We start from the raw sequence: 18,069 nt of genomic DNA on the forward strand, positions 1-18,069 counted from the left end.
GCGTTGCCGCAGCGGGCCGGCTGCCGGCCCCAGTACGAAAACGGCTTGCGACCGATGGGGCGCAAGCCGTTTTTACTTTGGGGGCGGTGCCACTGCTCAGTGTTCAGTGCCGGTGCTCCGATCCGCCTCGCGCCTCGCCCACCCCGTGCAACTGCGCGCCCCTTACGGGTTCGTCACCGTGAAGCTCGGCTTCCGATAACCGATCCCCGCACGGTCGAGCTTCGGCAGCTCGCGCTGGACGACGAGCGTCGCGAAGCCGGCCCAGTCTCGCTGGAGTGCCGCGGTGTCGACGTGATGCGTGTCGCCGCGCTTGTAGCGCACGCCGGCCGCATAGGGCAGCTCCCAGTCGGCGCGATGCCACGCGCGTTCGGCGAGTGCGAGCAGCCGCGGATACACCATGTACTCGAGGAATGTGTCGTTGCGCATCACCTCGCCCCATGCCTGCCCCTGGATGCCCTCGATGCGCGGCGCGGGGCCCGTGCCGGTCGCCTCGAACGCGTTGCCGTCGCGATCGCCCATCACCTCGGCGTTCTGCGGCAGGTTCTCGGGCGCGAGCGAGAACACCTTGTACTCGTCGGTTGCCTGCGACCCCCAGTAATAGCCACGCTCGCGCGGATTCAGCGTGTACGGGAAGTCGAAGTACAGGTAGTCGGGCAGCGCGAGCACGGTCAGATAGCCGGCGTTGCTGAGGTCGCGCGCGCTGTCCGCCGCGCCCCAGAAGATCGTGTCCCACAGCGACACCATCACGTGACGCGTACTGAAATCGCGCGGCCCGCTCGCGTGCTTGATGCCGTCCTGCCACGCGGCCATCGTGTCGATCCCGTTCGCGTCTACCGCCGCGCTGACCTGTTTCGCGAAGCGCGTCGGCAGCTCGTCGATCGAGCGGATCTCGCCACCCTGCAGCAGCGCCGCGCACGCGGGCGAGCGCGCCCACGGCTTGTCCTGTGCGGCGAGGTCGATGCGCCCCTTGTTCGGATCGGTGCCGTTCAGCGGCTGGAAGCCGCCGCCGAGCAGGATGTTCTTCGCTTCGTCGCCGCCGAAATGCCAGATCCGCAGCGGCGCCTGCGCGTCCGCGTGCATCGCCGCGATCTCGCGGATCACCTTCGACGCGAAGTTCAGCGCGCCCGGCACGCACGGGTTCAGATCGCTGCGTCGATCGTAGAACTGCACCGTGGTCAGGTTCGACGTGTCCTGCGGGTCGAGCAGCCGATACGCGTTCGCCTCCTGGTCGCGGCCGGCCGCATGCAGGCGCCGGTAGCGCGCTTCCATCGACACGACGGCCGCGCGCGCGTGGGCCGGCATGTCGATTTCGGGAATCACCTCGACGAAGCGGTCGGCCGCGTAGCGCACCAGCGCGACGTAGTCGGCGCGCGTCAGATAGCCGCCGCCCGAGCGGTTGTCCGGACCGGAGCCGAGCTGCGGCAGCAGGCAACGCGTCTCGGACGGATCGTGACAGCGGCGCGCGCCGATGTCGGTCAGCTCGGGCAGCCCGGGGATCTCGATGCGCCAGCCTTCGTCGTCGGACAGGTGCAGGTGCAGCCGGTTGAGCTTGTACGCGCTCATCTGGTCGATCAGGCGGCGCAGCGTCGCCGGATGCTTAAAGTTGCGCGCGAGATCGACGTGCATGCCGCGATGCGTGAAGCGCGGCGCGTCCTCGACGAGCAGTGCCGGAACCGGGCCGCCGCCGGCCGGCGCGAGAGAGAACAGCGTCTGCACGCCGTAGTAGAGGCCGGCGCGATCGTAGCCTTCGACGAGCACGCCGCGCGGCCCGATCGCGAGCCGGTAGCCGCCCGGCGTCGCGATGTCGGCCGGCAGCCGGCGCGGCGCGACCACGCCGCGCACGCGCGCGCGGGCGCCGTCCAGCCCGAGCGTCGCCGCGCGTTCGCGCAGCGCCGCGACCTGCGCATCGGGCAACTCGGGCAGCACCAGCTCGACGCCGCGCAGCTCGAGCGCGCCGGGCAGCCGCTGCTCGCGCTTCACGCTCGGCAGCGTGCGGCTCGCGTCCGGCCGCGCGGCCACCGGCGGCGCATTGCCGGTCGAGCTGTTCTGCGCATCGGCCGGCAGCGATTCGACGTAGCGCAGTTCGTCGTCGGTATCGTTGTAGCGCAGCACCGCCGGCGGCGCGCCGTCGACCACCACATACGGGCGCGGTATCACGTCGCTGTAGCGTCGCAGCCAGTATTCGGCGACGAACGGCAACGCGATGCGCTCGCCGGGCGCGAGCCGCAGCGAGCCCGGCTGCGGCGTCAGCTCGTACAGGTCGCCCGTGAGCCGCCGCAACGCGAAGCCCGGACGATCGATACGCAGCAGCCGTCGGATGCTGTGCAGATAGAGCTTCCAGCCGCCGTCGGCGATCGGCTGGTGGCCGCGGTTCTGCAGGAACAGGCGGCCGGTCGCGCAGGCGGCGCCGTCGGCGCCGAGATCGGCGCACGGCACGCCGGCCGCCGCCGCATGGTTGTTGTCCACGGCGACGCGCAGCGCGAGGCCGTTCGACAGCAACGCGGCGAGGTCGGCCGGCTGCATGGCGGGCCGCGCGATGCCGGCGGCCGGCACGACCACCGAGGCGGCCACCGAGCCGGCGCCGGCCGGCACGGGTTCGGCGCGGCTTGCGGACGGCAGCAGCGCCGCGATCAGCACGCCGGCAAACAGGAAGGGCAACGGGCGTTTCATTGGAACTCCTGAGAAAAAGGGTGGCGCCGCGGCGGCGTCGGATGACGTCGCTGCGATCGGGTCTTTCAACGGAGCTGCGGGGACATCGACGCGCGGTGCGAGCGGATCGCCCCGCGCGGGTTCGGCACGCGACGCGCGTGCATTACGGAACGGGAGGCGGGCGCGCGTGCCGATCGGGGCGGCCGGCGCGTGACGCGGTGTTCATCGAGGGAGAGCGGCCGCGGCGGAGTCGACGCGGGGGTCGTGGCCGCGCTGCGCCAGGCCGGCCACGCGATACGCCGCTGCACGGCGATCAGCCGCTGCGTGCGGCCGGCGAAACGGCGCGCGTGCGCGCGCCTGACACGGGATGCGCATGTCTGCCCCACCAGATGGATCCGGCCTCGCGGCGGCCGTGTCCAACGATCTTATGAAACCTTTGATTGGTATTAAAGTGGTATCAATCTGGCGCTAAATTGGCATCGGCGTCACCGGCATGCGCGCCGCGTGCGGACGAAAAAAAACCTCGCGCGAGGCGAGGTTCTTTCCGGACGACGGCGGCGCAGCGATCTGCCGCCGTCCGCGGGTCAGTCGCGGCGCGTACGCACCGCTGCTTCCTGCGGCTTCTGCCGCGCTTCGAGCCACATCGCGTTGACGATGCCGAACGACAGCGCGACGCCCATACCGAGAATCCAGCTGAAATACCACATGGTCCGACTCCTTGCGAAACGGTGGACGAGGGCGCCGTGCGCCCCCGGCCGAGTTCAATACATCGAGTGCTTGTTCTCTTCGAGCGCCTGATGCGTGACCTTGCCGCGCATCACGCGATACACCCAGCCCGTGTAGAGCAGGACGATCGGCAGGAACACGATCACCGCGATCAGCATCACCTGCAGCGTCTTGTGGCTGGACGTCGAATCCCAGACGGTCAGGCTGCTACGCGGGTCGAGCGACGACGGCATGATGAACGGGAACATCGAGAAGCCTGCCGTCATGATCACGCCGGCGATCATCAGGCCGGTGCAGAAGAACGCGGTCTTTTCCTGCTTCGAGCCGGCGAGCAGCAGCGCAAGCAGGCCGCCCGCGATGCCGACGACGGGCGCAGCGATCATCCACGGGAATTCGTGGTAGTTCGACAGCCACAGGCCCGAGCCGGCGGCGACGTCCTTCAACAGCGGGTTCGCGACCGTGTCGGTCGGCGCGGCATGGGTGATGTGGAAGCCGCCGATGTACGACGCGACCAGCACGCCGGCCAGCACGAACAGCACGACGGCGAGGAACGACGACACGCGCAGTGCGACCGACGCGCGGCGCGCGATCGCGCCGTCCGTCTTCATCTTGATGAATGCGGCGCCGTGCGCGACGAGCATCGTGAGGCTGACCAGCCCGCAGAGCAGCGCGAACGGGTTCAGCAGCGCCCAGAAGCCGCCGTAGTAAGTGACGCGCAGGTCGGTGTCGAACTGGAACGGCACGCCTTGCAGCAGGTTGCCGAACGCGACGCCGAACACCAGCGCCGGGACGAAGCCGCCGACGAACAGCGCCCAGTCCCAGCCCGCGCGCCAGCGCGGATCGGGCCGCTTGCTGCGGTAGTCGAAGCCGACCGGCCGGAAGAACAGCGCGAACAGCACGAGCAGCATCGCGAAGTAGAAGCCGGAGAACGATGCGGCGTAGACGAGCGGCCAGGCTGCGAACATCGCGCCGCCTGCCGTGATCAGCCACACCTGGTTGCCTTCCCACGTCGCGCCGACCGTGTTGACGATGATGCGGCGTTCGTCGTCGGTCTTGCCGAGGAACGGCAGCAGCGCGGTTGCGCCCATGTCGAAGCCGTCCGTGACGGCGAAGCCGACCAGCAGCACGCCGACGAGCAGCCACCAGATCAGCTTGAGAGTTGCGTAGTCCATAGCGATTCCTTGTTCCGTTGCGAGGGCGTGCTCAGACCGAGGCACGCTCGCCAGCCGGGGCGAGTTCGTGGTGATAGCGGCCGGTATGCAGCGACGACGGGCCGAGGCGCGCGTACTTGAACATCAGCTTGATTTCGATGATGAACAGTGCCGTGTAGAACAGCACGAAGCCGGCGATACTCAGGTACAGGTCGTTCACTTGCAGGCTGGACGAGGACAGATGGGTCGGCAGCACGCCCGCGATCGTCCACGGCTGACGGCCGAGCTCGGCGACGATCCAGCCGAATTCGATCGCGATCCACGGCAGCGGGATCGCCCACACCGCATAGCGGAGGAACCAGCGGCGGTTGTCCTGCAGCAACTGACGGCGCGCGCACAGCCAGAACGCGGTAACGAACGTCGCGACGAACAGGAAGCCGAGAGCCACCATGATCCGGAACGAGAAGAACACGGGCGCCACCGGCGGGATCGTCTTCTTCGCCGCGGCCTTGATCTGGTCCGGCGTCGCATCGGTCACGTTCGGCGTGAACTGCTTGAGCATCAACCCGTAGCCGAGATACTGCTTGTGCTGGTCGAACAACGCGCGGGTTGCGTCGCTCTTGTCGCCCTGCTTCATCTTCTGCAGTGCGCCGTACGCGATCATCCCGCTCTGGATGTGCTCCTCGCTGAGCTTGGCGAGATCGCGCAGGCCGGTCACCGGTTCGTCGATCGAGCGCGTCGCGATCAGGCCGAGCGCGTACGGGATCTTGATCGCGTAGTCGGTGCGCTGTTCTTCCTGATTCGGCATGCCGATCAGCGTGAACGAGGCGGGCGCCGGCTGCGTTTCCCATTCGGATTCGATCGCGGCGAGCTTCATCTTCTGCACTTCGCCGGTCGTATAGCCCGACTCGTCGCCGAGCACGATCACGCACAGCGTCGCCGCGAGGCCGAAGCCGGCCGCGACCGCGAACGAGCGCAGCGCGAAGTCGACGTCGCGCTTGCGCAGCAGGTACCACGACGACACGCCGAGCACGAACATCGCCGCCGACACGTAGCCGGCCGACACGGTATGCACGAACTTGACCTGCGCGACGGGGTTGAACACCACGTCGAACAGGCTCGTCATCTCCATGCGCATCGTCTGGTAGTTGAACTCGGCGCCGACCGGATTGTTCATCCAGCCGTTCGCCACCAGAATCCACAGCGCGGAGAGGTTCGAGCCGAGCGCGACGAGGAACGTCACGATCAGGTGCTTGACCTTCGACAGCCGGTTCCAGCCGAAGAAGAACAGGCCGACGAACGTCGATTCGAGGAAGAACGCCATCAGGCCTTCGACCGCGAGCGGCACGCCGAAGATGTCACCGACGTAGTGCGAGTAGTACGACCAGTTCGTACCGAACTGGAATTCCATCGTGATCCCGGTGGTCACGCCCATCGCAAAGTTGATACCGAACAGCTTGCCCCAGAACTGCGTCATGTCCTTGTAGACCTGTTTGCCGGTCATCACGTATACCGCTTCCATGATGACGAGCAGCCAGGACATGCCGAGCGTCAACGGCACAAACAAGAAGTGGTAGAGCGCCGTGATGCCGAACTGCAGACGTGACAGATCGACTACTTCGCTACTTATCATGGTGGTCTCCCTCGGTGGATGCAGGCGCCGGCACCGAGAGCAGCTTCTCGGCGACGACGGCAGGCGGAAGCGACATGTGCGCAGCCTGCGGATGATTGAAAAATGCGTACTTGAGCGACATCAGGAGGATCAGCTTGACGATCAATAGCAGCGTGATGTCGCGCATCAATGTGGGCCCTCGCGCCCACGCGACGATGCGCGTGCGCCAGCCGATCGGGGCGGCGGCCTGCGCGGGGGGCGGCGCAGGCTCTTTATTGATCGAGATCAAGGTAATTATCCTGAATCGACGTGTGTGGTTTGGGGGCGACTTTACGTCGGATTTATGACCGCAATGAAGGTGTTTTAATCCTTTTAAGCCGACATGCCAATTTTAGATTGCGCGCCTTACGATGCCGAGTGTCGCGCTGCGGCAGACCGTCGCGAACTGCCGGCCAAAGATTGAGGCAGATCAAGGTTGTGCGGAAGGGGCTCGCAGCCTGCCGATACCCAATCGAATATGTCTATTAACGGCGGAAAGGCGGCAATCATAAGTGCAAAAAAAAACCGCTGCCGTTTGGCAGCGGTTTTTGCGTGAAGCGCGCTGAATTGCCGGTGCTTATGCCGGTGCTTATGCGTACTCGGCGAGTGCAGTGCGCATCTTTTTCATTGCGCTCGCTTCGATCTGACGAATGCGCTCTGCGGACACGCCGAACTCGGCCGCGAGGTCGTGCAGCGTCGAGCCGCCCGAGCCGTCGTCGTCGACGTTCAGCCAGCGCGCCTCGATGATGCGACGGCTGCGCGCGTCGAGTGCCTCGAGCGCTTGCGCGATGCCGTCCGTTTGCAGCATGTCGCGTTGGCGCGCGGCGAGCACGGCGGTCGGCTCGTTGTGCGAGTCGGCCAGATACGCGATCGGCGCGTATGCTTCCTCGCCGTCTTCGACCTGGCCTTCGAGCGCGATGTCGCCACCCGACAGGCGCGTTTCCATCTCGGTCACTTCTTCGCGCTTGACGTTGAGCTCCTGCGCGAGGCCGTCGATTTCCTCCGGCGTCATCGCCTGCATGCTCTTCTTGTGGCTGCGCAGGTTGAAGAACAGCTTGCGCTGCGCCTTCGTCGTCGCGACCTTCACCATGCGCCAGTTGCGCAGGATGTACTCGTGGATCTCCGCCTTGATCCAGTGGATCGCGTACGACACCAGGCGCACGTTTTGCGCAGGGTCGAACCGCTTCACCGCCTTCATCAGGCCGATGTTGCCTTCCTGGATCAGGTCGCCGTGCGGCAGGCCGTAACCGAGATAGTTGCGCGCGATCGACACGACGAGCCGCAGGTGCGACAGCACGAGCTTGCGTGCCGCGTCGAGGTTGTTGTCCTCGCGGAACTCGGTCGCATACCGGCGTTCTTCCTCGGCGCTCAGCAGGGGAATCCGGTTGACGGCCTGGATATAGGCGTCGATGTTGCCCAACTGGCCCGGCAACAGCGATTGGGTTGCGAGCGCCAGCGAGCCTGCCGATGCGGCCTTGGCCGGCGTCGGGCTCAGGGTGTTCGGAAGGGTCAGGGCGTGGCTCACTAAAAACTCCTTTGGAATCAGGGACAAACCCCTGGTCTCGGACGAGATTCCGAGTCTCATCTTAGCACTCCCGTAATCCGAGTGCTAATTCCTTAGAGCGCGGGTGGGCATCGAAGTTCCCGTTTTCTATCGGAATGTCCATGTCGATAGTATATCGTGCGACTCGCCAACTCGGGCGAAGTTCCGTAAAGCGTTGTTTCTGTTGGTAATCAGTACAGGTTTTCGATTTTTGTTGTTTCGGAAGCAAACCATTTCACTTCGTGATGCCGATCCGAAAAGTCCTTTACCATACCATTCTGTTCGCTCGGGCCCGGCCGGTGCGGCAAGGCCCACATTCAACCCATAAAGTTGGAGTGTTAGATGAACAACAAGAAGAACCGTCGGCCCCGTAGCCGGCTTGCCCTGCATGCGTTGCTCACGGCGTCGCTGCTGGCCGGATCGGGAGCCGCGTGCGCCGATCGTTGGGGGATTCAGGCCGGCGGCGGTTTCTCCGATCGCCACGGCGTCGACAAGGGCGATCTCGGCGTCGTGTGGGATCCGGGCTGGAACTGGTGGGAAATCGGCGGGTGGCACTTCGCTTTCGTGGTCGAAGGGCATGCCGGCTACTGGCATACGGGCGGCAACGTCCACAGCAACATCGGCGAATTCGGGGTGACGCCGATGTTCCGCTTCGTCAAGAGCGCGGGGCAGATCCGTCCGTTCATCGAGGCCGGCGGCGGCGTGCGGGTGCTCACGCATCCGACGATCTCCGATCATTTCTCGCTGTCGACGGCGTTCCAGTTCGCGCCGACCGCAGGCGTCGGCGTGGAGTTCGGCCAACGGCAACAGTATCAGGTCGGCTACCGTTTCGAACATGTGTCTAACGCGGGTATCAAAGAGCCGAATCCTGGTATAAATTTCCACCAGTTCTACCTGCAGTACAACTTCTGATCCGCACGCCCGCCCACGGCGGGCGCGTTGCCGAGGAGTCAGGCGATGGCGAAGGTGGTCGATGCGATTCGCGCACTCGAGCGCGATCGGTTCCGAGCGATGGTCGATGGGGACGGCGAGGCGCTCGACGCGCAATTGTCCGACAAGGTGTTCTTCGTGCACACCAACGGCAAGCGCGAAACCAAGCAGCAGTTCATCGACGCCATCGTCGCCGGCCGCCGCCGCTACCGCCAGATCGAGATCCAGTCGCAGGACCTGCTGCCCGTCGGCGACGCAACGTGCGTCGTCACCGGGCGCGCGCTGATCGAGATGGAAACCAACAACGGCGGCCTGGTGTTTCCGATTGCCTATACGGCCGTCCATACCCATGAGCACGGGCAGTGGCGTCTGCTCGCGTGGCAGGCGACGCGATGCGCGACCGAGACATGAGCGCGCGTGGCGCTCGTTTTCGTGTCCCGACCGAAGCGGCTTTCTGAGCCGCTTTTCATTGGCCCGTGCAGCGCGGATCGCGCGGTGCACGGGCGGTCACGCACCGCTCGCTGACCTTTGAACCTGTTCCCGCAGCCCGCTCAAGCGGCCGCACGGCGGTCGGCGCAGTGCCACGCCGACCGGTTGATCGCGCTCACGAGCGCATCGAGCGCGGCGCTCGCCACGTCGGCATGCACGCCGACGCCATGCCGCAGCGGCGCATCGCCGACCCGGCAGCCGACCGATATCGCAATCCGGCCGTCCGTCGTGCGCGTGTGTTCGCACGACGCGACCTCGATCGGTGCGCCGGCGGCACTCGCGAAGGCCGAGGCCGCCTGCTGCACGACCTCTTCGGGCGCGGCGTTGGCCGGCGCTGCGTACGCGAGGTCGCGATTGCTCCAGCGCGCCGTATCGCCGTGGCGCGCGGCCGGCCCGTCGGTCTCGAAGAATTCGCGAGCGAACAGCGCGCAGATCGCGTCGCCGGTCACTTCTTCGCCGGAGGCGTCGGCGAGCGTCTGCACGGCGTGGCTGAACTCGATCTGCACGCGCCGCGTCGGCGTGAAGCCCATCCCGCGTTCGAGCAGGAACGTCGCGCCGCCCTTGCCGGACTGGCTGTTCACGCGGATCACCGCGTCATAGCTGCGGCCGAGGTCGGCCGGGTCGATCGGCAGATACGGCACTTCCCATACGGCGTCCGGGCGCTGCTGCGCGAAGCCCTTGCGGATCGCGTCCTGGTGCGAGCCGGAGAAGGCGGTGAACACGAGATCGCCCGCGTACGGATGGCGCGGATGCACCGGAATCTGGTTGCAGCGCTCGACCACGCGGCGCACCGCGTCGATGTCGGAGAAATCGAGGCCGGGGTCGATGCCCTGCGTATAGAGGTTCAGCGCGAGCGTGACGAGATCGACGTTGCCGGTGCGCTCGCCGTTGCCGAACAGGCAGCCCTCGATGCGATCGGCGCCCGCGAGCAGCGCCAGCTCGGCGGCGGCTACCGCGGTGCCGCGATCGTTGTGTGGATGCACGGACAACACGATGCTGTCGCGGTACGCGAGATTGCGGTCCATCCACTCGATCTGGTCGGCGAACACGTTCGGGGTCGCCGCTTCGACGGTCGCCGGCAGGTTCACGATCATCTTGTGATCGCGCGTCGGCCGCCAGGCTTGCGCGACGGCGTCGCACACTTCGCGCGCGAACGTCAGCTCGGTCATGCTGAAGGTTTCCGGCGAGTATTGATAGGTCCAGTGCGTGTCCGGGCGGGCGGCCGCGTGCTCCTTGATGAGCCGCGTGCCGTCGACCGCGAGCGCCTTCACGTCGTCCTTCGACATCCCGAACACGATGCGCCGGAACGACGGGCAGATCGCGTTGTACAGATGCACGATCGCGCGCGGCACGCCGTCGAGCGCATCGAACGTGCGTGCGATCAGGTCTTCGCGCGACTGCACGAGCACTTCGATCGTCACGTCGTCCGGAATGCGCTTTTCGTCGATCAGCTTGCGGACGAAATCGAAGTCGGTTTGCGATGCCGACGGAAAACCGACTTCGATTTCCTTGAAACCGATCGCGACCAGCATGTCGAAGAACTCCAGCTTCTGCTCGATGCTCATCGGCTCGATCAGCGACTGGTTGCCGTCACGCAGGTCGGTGCTCATCCAGACCGGCGCACGCTCGATGGTGCGGGTCGGCCAGCGGCGGCCATTGATGCGGACGGGTTCGAACGGACGGTACTTGTCTTGCGGATTGCGCTTCATCTTCTGGACCTCGGGTCTCAAGTCGCGAGCGAAGACGGGCGGCATGGGCGACGGTTGGCGCTGCCTCGCACCGGCGCGCGCAACGCGCGCAGCAGATGCGGATGATCTTCGCGAATCGACCGACGGATAGACGGACGAATGCTGACGACTTCGGGTTGTAAAAACTGCGAGAAAGGTGCTGCGAGGAACTGCAGGGAGGGACCGTGCGGACAGCACACGGCGCTAGGACAGCCTTAGGCTAGTCGTAGCGATAGCGACCGCGCTAGGCGGCCGGAGGTAATTCGGAGGGTGTTCGGAAAGGAACGCATGGCGAGAACTCTATGCCAGGATGCCTGCGCGTGTCAAATGGTCGGGTAAATCGCGGCTTGGATGATCGGCCGAATGGCCGGCACGACAGCGGCCGATACGTCAGCGGCCGGCACGACAGCGCGCCGCCCGCGGAGGCCCGTCACGGTGCGAGCCGCGTCAGCCGCACGATCGTTTCGACCTGACGCGCGAGCGCGTCGGGCACCGGCACCTCGCCGCGCAGCACGGCGCCGGTCCACGCGGCCGTCGTCGCGGCGTCGCGCGATTCCGGCAGCGCGACGGGCGGCGCGTCGTCCGACGAGCGCTCGGCCGCGATCAGCGTGTCGCAGATGCCGTCGTGCAGCCAGTCGACCTGCACCTGGCGGCGCGTGTCGGCCACCGCCTCGCCTTCGGTGCCGCGCGCTAGCAGCGCGCCGCCGAGCGCCGCTTCCGGATGCTCGCGAAACAGTTGCGCGAGGCTGTCGCGGTACGGCGGATGCGTGTAATTGACGAGCCGCAGGCCGGCCGGCGCGAACGGCTGCAGGATCTTGACCAGCGTATGCGTGGAGTTGCGCACGCCGAGCACGGCGCGCAGCGACAGCAGACGCGCAATGCGCGGCGCCAGCACGTCGATCGGCGCGAAGGCGACGCGGCGTTCGGCGAGCGTGTCTTCGATTGCGTCGTGCGAGCTTGCCGACGCGATCGACAGCGCCGCAAAGATCTCCGCGCTGGTCACCCGGCCGGGATCGCGCTCGACGCCGTGCACCAGCACCGGCACGCCTTCGCGCGCGAGCAGCAGCGCGAGCAGCGGCACGAGATTGGGTTGCTTGCGCGCGCCGTTGTAGCTCGGGATCGACACCGGCCGGAACGCCGCGTCCTGCACGTGCACGGGTTCGAACGACGCCTGTGCGGCGGCCAGCATCGCCGCCAGCTCGTCGGCGGTTTCGCCCTTCAGTCGATATGCGATCAGGATTGCGCCGAGTTCGACGTCCGACACGCGCGCATCGAGCATCGCGCGATAGAGCTCGAACGTGTCTTCGGCCGACAGCGCGCGTGCGCCGTGCGGACCGCGGCCGATTTCCTTGATGAAGCGGGCGCACGGGAACGGCGAAGCGGCTGTGGAGTCTTGGGAAGCGGTCATCGTGACGGGGCGGGCGGCCGGCATCGGGCCGCGCGCTGAGCGGTGAGGAATGCCCGAGTATCGCACGGGCGCGCGTCGCGCAAGCGCGGCCGCGTATGCCGACGCGGTGCGGCGCGCTAAACTCGGAGTCCCCGGCGGCGCATCGCGGCTTCCGCCCGGCGGCGCCGGCCGAATACGATTACGAGAGACAACCGATGAAGCTCTACAGCTATTTCCGCAGTTCCGCGTCTTACCGCGTACGGATCGCCCTGAACCTGAAGCAGCTGCCGTTCGACACGGTGCCCGTGCACATGCTGCGCGACGGCGGCGAGCAACTGAAGGACGCGTACCGCGCGGTGAATCCGGATGCGGTCGTGCCGACGCTGATCGACGGCGACGCGACGCTGCAGCAGTCGCTCGCGATCATCGAGTATCTCGACGAAATGCACCCCGAGCCCGCGTTGCTGCCGAAGGCGCCGGCCGACCGCGCGTATGTGCGCGCGATCGCGCTGCAGATCGCGTGCGAGATCCATCCGCTGAACAACCTGCGCGTGTTGAAGTACCTGAAGCACACGCTGCAAGTGTCCGAGGACGCGAAGAGCGAATGGTATCGGCACTGGATCGACGCGGGCTTCGCGTCGCTCGAGACGCGTCTCGCGAACGATCCGCGCACCGGCAAGCTCTGCTTCGGCGACTCGCCGACGCTCGCCGATATCTGCATCGTGCCGCAGATGTTCAACGCCGACCGGTTCTCGATCGATACGACGCGCTTCCCGACGCTGCGGCGGATCGCCGATTATGCGTCGACGCTCGATGCGTTCAAGGCTGCCGCGCCCGGTGTGCAGCCCGACGCCGAATGATGGCCGGCTGACGTCGCCGCGGCCCGCCGCCGCCAATGAAAACGGGCGCCCGAAGGCGCCCGTTGCAGGACGTGTCGACGGCGTTCAGCCGAGCAGCGCGTCCGCGAATTCCACCGCGTTGAACGGCTGCAGGTCCTCGACCTTCTCGCCGACGCCGATGAAGTAGACGGGCACCGGACGCTGCCGCGCGATCGCGGCGAGGATCCCGCCCTTCGCGGTGCCGTCGAGCTTCGTGACGATCAGCCCGGTGAGGCCGAGCGCATCGTCGAAGGCCTTCACCTGCGTGAGCGCGTTCTGGCCGGTGTTCGCGTCGATCACGAGCAGCACCTCGTGCGGCGCGCCGTCGTGCGCCTTCGCGATCACGCGCTTCACCTTTTTCAGCTCCTCCATCAGGTGCAGCTGAGTCGGCAACCGGCCGGCCGTGTCGGCCATCATCACGTCGATCTTGCGCGCGCGCGCGGCGCTGACCGCATCGAAGATCACCGCGGCCGGATCGCCGCTTTCCTGCTGCACGACCGTCACGTTGTTGCGCTCGCCCCAGACGGCCAGCTGTTCGCGCGCGGCCGCGCGGAACGTGTCGCCCGCGGCCAGCAGCACCGACTGGTCGAAGCTCTGCAGATGCTTCGCGAGCTTGCCGATGCTGGTCGTCTTGCCCGCGCCGTTCACGCCGGTGATCATCATCACGAGCGGCTGCGCGCGGCCGAGCATCAACGATTTCTCGAGCGGCTGCAGCAGCTCGACGAGCAGATCGTGCAGCGCCGCCTTCACCTGCTGCGGGTCGGTCAGCCGGCCCACGCGCACCTTCTCGCGCAGCGCGCCGAGCAGGTATTCGGTCGCATCGACGCCCGCATCGGACATCAGCAGCGCGGTTTCGAGCTCCTCGTACAGGTCCTCGTCGATCTTCGTGTTGACGAACACGCTGGTGATGCTCGAACCCGTCTTCGCGAGCCCCGATTTCAGGCGCGACAGCCAGGACTTCTTCGCGGACGCGTCCTGCGTCGGCGGCGGCACGATCTCGACCGCTTCGACGACTTCGTCGCTGCCGTCGTTGGTGGGCGTGACCGTCATCACGACGGCGGGCGCGCGCGCAGTGTCCGCCGCTCGCGCGGCGGGGGCCGGCGCAGCGGACGGCTCGTCCGGCTGCGGCGCGTCGGCCGGTTGCGATTCCGCGGAGTCGGGCTCCTGCGTTTTCTTGAATCGTTTGAAGAAGCTGAACATGGTTTGACGTCGGGAAGAGGGCGGGGGCCGGCATGGCGGCGCGCCGGGAGGCGTCGGGCGTGCGCACGGCGGCCGAAACCGAGCATTTTATCAGTGCGGCGAGACAGTCGCGTCAGCCGTCGCCGCCGCTGTGGTAACGTGCGCCTGTTTGGCGGCACGCCCGCGTGCGCGCCCCCGTCTCCCCCGTCGTCGATACTCCGTATGTCCCGTTCCTCTTCCGGCCGCCCCGCGGCCTCTGCCGGCCGCGGCAAGCCGCACACGATCCGCATCATCGGCGGTGACTGGAAACGCACTCCGCTCGCCGTGCTCGATCTCGACGGCCTGCGGCCGACCCCCGATCGCGTGCGCGAGACGCTGTTCAACTGGCTCGGCCAGGATCTCGCCGGCCGGCGCTGCCTCGACCTGTTCGCGGGCACCGGCGCGCTCGGCTTCGAGGCCGCGTCGCGCGGCGCGGCGAGCGTCGTGATGGTCGAGCGCCACCCGCGCGCGGCGCAGCAGCTTCGCGCGATCAAGGACAAGCTGGGCGCGCGCTCGGTCGAGGTCGCGGAAGCCGACGCGCTGCGGCTCGCGGCCGGGCTGACGCCGGGCGCGTTCGACGTCGTGTTCCTCGATCCGCCGTTCGGCGAGCCGGCCGTGCTGGCGCGCGCGCTCGCGCTGGCGGCGCCGCTCGTCGCGCCGGACGGCGCGCTGTACGTCGAAACCGGCGAGGCGCTGGAACCCGATGCGCACGAAGCGCTGGCCGGCTGGCAGGTGGTGAAGCACGGCAAGGCAGGCGCGGTTCACTATCATTTGCTGCAACGCGAAAATGATGAATAATGCGCGTTCCATACGAGGCGGCGCGCCCCAAAGGCGACGCAAGCCCATCTCGGCAGCCACGTGCGCACGGCACGGCTGCCACCCCGTTGGCGTGATGACAGGAGGAGCGACATGGTAGTCGCCGTGTATCCCGGTACGTTCGATCCGCTGACGCGCGGGCACGAAGACCTCGTGCGGCGTGCGTCGAGCATTTTTGATACGCTGGTGGTCGGCGTCGCCGACAGCCGCGCGAAGAAGCCGTTCTTCTCGCTGGAAGAACGTCTGAAGATTGCGAACGAGGTGCTCGGTCACTATCCGAACGTGAAGGTGATGGGCTTCAAGGGCCTGTTGAAGGACTTCGTCCGCACCAACAACGCGCGCGTGATCGTGCGCGGCCTGCGTGCCGTGTCCGATTTCGAATACGAGTTCCAGATGGCGGGGATGAACCGCTATCTGCTGCCCGACGTCGAGACGATGTTCATGACGCCGTCCGATCAGTACCAGTTCATCTCCGGCACGATCGTGCGCGAAATCGCGCAGTTGGGCGGCGATGTCAGCAAGTTCGTGTTCCCGTCCGTCGAGAAGTGGCTGACCGAGAAAGTCGCCGCGATGGGAGGCCCGGCCGCATGACGCGGCGCCGGCCGGTTTCGCCCCGAAGCCGGCCGCGGGCTTGAAGAAGTGAGATCAGTATGGCTTTGATGATTACCGACGAGTGCATCAATTGCGACGTGTGCGAGCCCGAGTGCCCGAACGGCGCGATTTCGATGGGCCCGGACATTTACGTGATCGATCCCGGCAAGTGCACCGAATGCGTCGGCCATTTCGACGAACCGCAGTGCCAGCAGGTGTGTCCGGTCGAATGCATTCCGCGCGATCCGCAGCATGAGGAATCGCACGCGCAGTTGATGGAGAAGTATCACGCGTTGATCGCCGCGAAGGGCGACGGCGCGCAGTGATGTCGCGGTGACGCGGGCGCGTCACCGTTTCTTCGGCCGGCGCAGCCGCGCGCCGGCGTCCTTCCGGTGTTCAGCCGATCATTTCACGCAAGGCCGCGACGAGCGCGTCGCATTCGGCATCGGTGCCGACCGTGATGCGCAGATGCTGGTCGATGCGCGGCGCGCGGAAATGCCGCACGAAAATCTCCCGATCCTTCAGCGTGGCCGCGAGCGTGCCCGCATCGTGCGCCGGATGGCGCGCGAACACGAAGTTCGCGGCCGACGGCACGACGTCGAAACCGAGCGCCTCGAGCGCGTGCGTGAGCCGCGTCCGGCTGTCGATCACGCGACGGCAGGTCGCGGCGAAATAGTCGGTGTCCTCGTATGCGGCCTGCGCGGCGACCTGCGCGAGCCGGTCGAGCGGATACGAGTTGAAGCTGTCCTTCACGCGGTTCAGCGCATCGATCAGATCGACATGGCCGAACGCGAAGCCGACGCGCATGCCCGCCAGCGAGCGCGCCTTCGACGTCGTGTGCACGACCAGCAGGTTCGGATGGCGATCGATCAGCGTGATCGCCGATTGCGCGCCGAAATCGACATAGGCCTCGTCGATCAGCACGACCGACGACGGGTTCGCCGCCGCGATTCGTTCGATGTCCGCGAGCGGCAGCGCGCGCCCGGTCGGCGCGTTCGGGTTCGGAAACAGCACGCCGCCGGCGTCGTCGAGATAGTCGTCGACGCGGATCGAGAAATCGTCCGCGAGCGGCACGATGGCCGTCTGCACGCCGTACAGCCGCGCGTAGGTCGGGTAGAAGCTGTACGAGATGTCCGGGAAGCGCAGCGGCCGGTCGTGCTTGAGCAGCGCGTGGAACGCGTGCGCGAGCACTTCGTCCGAGCCGTTGCCGACGAAAACCTGTTCGGGCTTGATGCGGTGATGGGCCGCGACCGTCTCGCGCAGCGCACGCGCGAGCGGATCGGGATAGCGGCGCAGCGTGTCGCCGGTGTCGCCGAGTTCGCGGGCGATCGCCGCGACGACGCGCGGCGACGGCGGATAGGGATTCTCGTTGGTGTTCAGCTTGACGGGGTGTGCGAGTGCGGGCTGTTCGCCCGGCACGTAAGGCACGAGTTGCTGAACGACGTCGCTCCAGTAACGGCTCACCGCTTGGCTCCTGACAGGCAAAACAGCCAGAGTACCGCATGTGAGCGCTGCGGTGCGCAATTGCGCCGACGGCGCACGGACGCGCGGCGCGTCAGCCGGGCCGCGCGTGGTGCGGCGCCGGTGCTGCGGCCGGTCAGTTGCGATGCAGCTGCATCGTCGCGCGGTCGAGCTCGCCCTTGACGATCATCGGCATCACGGCGAGCGCGCGCTCGATCGATGCGTCGATCACGTCCTGCTCCTCGCGTCGCGGCGGCTTCAGCACGAAGTTCGCGACGTCGGGCTTCGCGCCGGCACGTGCGCCTTCCGGGATCAGATCGCGCGGATGGCCGATGCCGATGCGCAGCCGCCAGTACTGCTGCGACGACAGGTGCGCGGAGATGTCCTTCAGCCCGTTGTGGCCGCCGCTGCCGCCGCCGAGCTTCAGCTTCACGGTGCCGGGCGGCAGATCGAGCTCGTCGTGCGCGACGAGGATCTGATCTGGCAGGATCTTGAAGAAACTCGCGACCGCGACGACCGACTGGCCGGAACGGTTCATGTAGGTTTGCGGCTCGAGCAGATGCACTTCCTCGCCGTGCAGGCGCGCTTTCGCATAAAAGCCGTGAAAGCGGCGCTCGTCGCGCAGCGTCGTGCCGGCCTCGCGGGCGAGCTGGTCGATCAGCCAGAAGCCGGCGTTGTGGCGCGTCGCGGTGTATTCCGCCCCGGGATTGCCGAGGCCGACGATCAGTTTGATCATGACGTTTCGTAGGCGGCAGCGCCCGCCTGGGCGCAAAAAAGAAAAACCCGCCGGGCGAGCCGCGGCGGGTTGCGTCGACCGTTTCGTGAAACGGATCGAATGGCGCGTGGGCAGCC

17 protein-coding genes are annotated in these 18,069 nt (G+C 66.9%); 6 read left to right on the top strand and 11 right to left on the bottom strand.

What is annotated here, in order from left to right:
* Positions 1–162 precede the first annotated feature (162 nt).
* The 6 genes from AK36_RS15305 to rpoH all read right to left on the bottom strand — a co-directional run bounded on the left by AK36_RS15305 (position 163) and on the right by rpoH (position 7,702).
* Positions 163–2,670, bottom strand: coding sequence for a family 20 glycosylhydrolase (locus tag AK36_RS15305; RefSeq protein WP_045578765.1), 2,508 nt, complete (start codon positions 2,668–2,670; stop codon positions 163–165).
* A 563-nt stretch (positions 2,671–3,233) separates the two neighbouring features.
* Entirely contained in the window at positions 3,234–3,356 is a 123-nt protein-coding gene (gene cydX / locus AK36_RS31190) for a cytochrome bd-I oxidase subunit CydX (protein WP_014723679.1), read from the bottom strand.
* Between the two features lie 54 nt (positions 3,357–3,410).
* A complete protein-coding gene (cydB, locus tag AK36_RS15315) occupies positions 3,411–4,547 on the bottom strand; it encodes a cytochrome d ubiquinol oxidase subunit II (RefSeq protein WP_011886081.1) in 1,137 nt (378 codons plus the stop codon).
* A gap of 31 nt (positions 4,548–4,578) precedes the next feature.
* Positions 4,579–6,159, bottom strand: a complete 1,581-nt coding sequence (locus AK36_RS15320; RefSeq protein ID WP_011886080.1) for a cytochrome ubiquinol oxidase subunit I — start codon at positions 6,157–6,159, stop codon at positions 4,579–4,581.
* Positions 6,149–6,427, bottom strand: a complete 279-nt coding sequence (cydP, locus tag AK36_RS15325) for a cytochrome oxidase putative small subunit CydP (protein WP_011886079.1) — start codon at positions 6,425–6,427, stop codon at positions 6,149–6,151. Before cydP ends, AK36_RS15320 begins: the two co-directional genes overlap by 11 nt.
* Positions 6,428–6,766: 339 nt before the next feature.
* On the bottom strand, positions 6,767–7,702 hold the full coding sequence (gene rpoH, locus AK36_RS15330; RefSeq protein ID WP_014723678.1) for an RNA polymerase sigma factor RpoH: 936 nt from the start codon (positions 7,700–7,702) through the stop codon (positions 6,767–6,769).
* A 360-nt stretch (positions 7,703–8,062) separates the two neighbouring features.
* Here rpoH and AK36_RS15335 point away from each other — a divergent pair, with 360 nt between their 5' ends.
* Both AK36_RS15335 and AK36_RS15340 read left to right on the top strand, forming a co-directional pair.
* A complete protein-coding gene (locus tag AK36_RS15335) occupies positions 8,063–8,632 on the top strand; it encodes an acyloxyacyl hydrolase (RefSeq protein ID WP_011886077.1) in 570 nt (189 codons plus the stop codon).
* 45 nt (positions 8,633–8,677) lie between these two features.
* On the top strand, positions 8,678–9,061 hold the full coding sequence (locus tag AK36_RS15340; protein WP_011886076.1) for a nuclear transport factor 2 family protein: 384 nt from the start codon (positions 8,678–8,680) through the stop codon (positions 9,059–9,061).
* A 140-nt stretch (positions 9,062–9,201) separates the two neighbouring features.
* On the opposite strand, the gene leuA is transcribed toward AK36_RS15340, so the two are convergent.
* Together leuA and ybiB are read right to left on the bottom strand one after the other, a co-directional pair.
* Positions 9,202–10,848 carry a 2-isopropylmalate synthase gene (gene leuA / locus AK36_RS15345; RefSeq protein ID WP_045578766.1) on the bottom strand — a complete coding sequence of 549 codons (1,647 nt, stop codon included), beginning with the start codon at positions 10,846–10,848 and terminating at the stop codon, positions 9,202–9,204.
* A 448-nt stretch (positions 10,849–11,296) separates the two neighbouring features.
* Complete coding sequence (ybiB, locus tag AK36_RS15350) at positions 11,297–12,274, bottom strand: DNA-binding protein YbiB (protein WP_011886074.1); 978 nt, start codon at positions 12,272–12,274, stop codon at positions 11,297–11,299.
* A gap of 194 nt (positions 12,275–12,468) precedes the next feature.
* Here ybiB and maiA point away from each other — a divergent pair, with 194 nt between their 5' ends.
* A complete protein-coding gene (maiA, locus tag AK36_RS15355) occupies positions 12,469–13,113 on the top strand; it encodes a maleylacetoacetate isomerase (protein ID WP_011886073.1) in 645 nt (214 codons plus the stop codon).
* 84 nt (positions 13,114–13,197) lie between these two features.
* On the opposite strand, the gene ftsY is transcribed toward maiA, so the two are convergent.
* A complete protein-coding gene (ftsY, locus tag AK36_RS15360; RefSeq protein WP_011886072.1) occupies positions 13,198–14,331 on the bottom strand; it encodes a signal recognition particle-docking protein FtsY in 1,134 nt (377 codons plus the stop codon).
* A 201-nt stretch (positions 14,332–14,532) separates the two neighbouring features.
* Here ftsY and rsmD point away from each other — a divergent pair, with 201 nt between their 5' ends.
* The 3 genes from rsmD (at position 14,533) to AK36_RS15375 (ending at position 16,082) form a co-directional block, all read left to right on the top strand.
* Positions 14,533–15,147 (top strand): 16S rRNA (guanine(966)-N(2))-methyltransferase RsmD, encoded by a 615-nt coding sequence (rsmD, locus tag AK36_RS15365; protein WP_011886071.1) that lies wholly within the window; start codon positions 14,533–14,535, stop codon positions 15,145–15,147.
* Positions 15,148–15,258: 111 nt separating this feature from the next.
* A complete protein-coding gene (coaD, locus tag AK36_RS15370) occupies positions 15,259–15,756 on the top strand; it encodes a pantetheine-phosphate adenylyltransferase (RefSeq protein WP_006398238.1) in 498 nt (165 codons plus the stop codon).
* A 59-nt stretch (positions 15,757–15,815) separates the two neighbouring features.
* On the top strand, positions 15,816–16,082 hold the full coding sequence (locus tag AK36_RS15375) for a YfhL family 4Fe-4S dicluster ferredoxin (protein WP_011886070.1): 267 nt from the start codon (positions 15,816–15,818) through the stop codon (positions 16,080–16,082).
* A 70-nt stretch (positions 16,083–16,152) separates the two neighbouring features.
* On the opposite strand, the gene hisC is transcribed toward AK36_RS15375, so the two are convergent.
* Positions 16,153–17,220, bottom strand: coding sequence for a histidinol-phosphate transaminase (hisC, locus tag AK36_RS15380; RefSeq protein WP_045578767.1), 1,068 nt, complete (start codon positions 17,218–17,220; stop codon positions 16,153–16,155).
* 133 nt (positions 17,221–17,353) lie between these two features.
* The gene (pth, locus tag AK36_RS15385) at positions 17,354–17,953 is read right to left on the bottom strand and encodes an aminoacyl-tRNA hydrolase (protein ID WP_045578768.1); all 600 of its coding nucleotides are present in this window, start codon (positions 17,951–17,953) and stop codon (positions 17,354–17,356) included.
* Positions 17,954–18,069 lie beyond the last annotated feature (116 nt).

This window comes from Burkholderia vietnamiensis LMG 10929, from assembly GCF_000959445.1.
Classification (GTDB): Bacteria; Pseudomonadota; Gammaproteobacteria; order Burkholderiales; family Burkholderiaceae; genus Burkholderia; species Burkholderia vietnamiensis.

Bases quoted from the DNA above. Each gene is read 5' to 3' on its own strand.
- coaD (WP_006398238.1), top strand. From the start codon at position 15,259: ATGGTAGTCGCCGTGTATCCCGGTACGTTCGATCCGCTGACGCGCGGG.
- AK36_RS15340 (WP_011886076.1), top strand. From the start codon at position 8,678: ATGGCGAAGGTGGTCGATGCGATTCGCGCACTCGAGCGCGATCGGTTC.
- leuA (WP_045578766.1), bottom strand. From the start codon at position 10,848: ATGAAGCGCAATCCGCAAGACAAGTACCGTCCGTTCGAACCCGTCCGC.
- cydB (WP_011886081.1), bottom strand. From the start codon at position 4,547: ATGGACTACGCAACTCTCAAGCTGATCTGGTGGCTGCTCGTCGGCGTG.
- ybiB (WP_011886074.1), bottom strand. From the start codon at position 12,274: ATGACCGCTTCCCAAGACTCCACAGCCGCTTCGCCGTTCCCGTGCGCC.
- AK36_RS15305 (WP_045578765.1), bottom strand. From the start codon at position 2,670: ATGAAACGCCCGTTGCCCTTCCTGTTTGCCGGCGTGCTGATCGCGGCG.
- ftsY (WP_011886072.1), bottom strand. From the start codon at position 14,331: ATGTTCAGCTTCTTCAAACGATTCAAGAAAACGCAGGAGCCCGACTCC.
- AK36_RS15335 (WP_011886077.1), top strand. From the start codon at position 8,063: ATGAACAACAAGAAGAACCGTCGGCCCCGTAGCCGGCTTGCCCTGCAT.
- pth (WP_045578768.1), bottom strand. From the start codon at position 17,953: ATGATCAAACTGATCGTCGGCCTCGGCAATCCCGGGGCGGAATACACC.
- cydX (WP_014723679.1), bottom strand. From the start codon at position 3,356: ATGTGGTATTTCAGCTGGATTCTCGGTATGGGCGTCGCGCTGTCGTTC.
- rsmD (WP_011886071.1), top strand. From the start codon at position 14,533: ATGTCCCGTTCCTCTTCCGGCCGCCCCGCGGCCTCTGCCGGCCGCGGC.
- maiA (WP_011886073.1), top strand. From the start codon at position 12,469: ATGAAGCTCTACAGCTATTTCCGCAGTTCCGCGTCTTACCGCGTACGG.
- AK36_RS15375 (WP_011886070.1), top strand. From the start codon at position 15,816: ATGGCTTTGATGATTACCGACGAGTGCATCAATTGCGACGTGTGCGAG.
- AK36_RS15320 (WP_011886080.1), bottom strand. From the start codon at position 6,159: ATGATAAGTAGCGAAGTAGTCGATCTGTCACGTCTGCAGTTCGGCATC.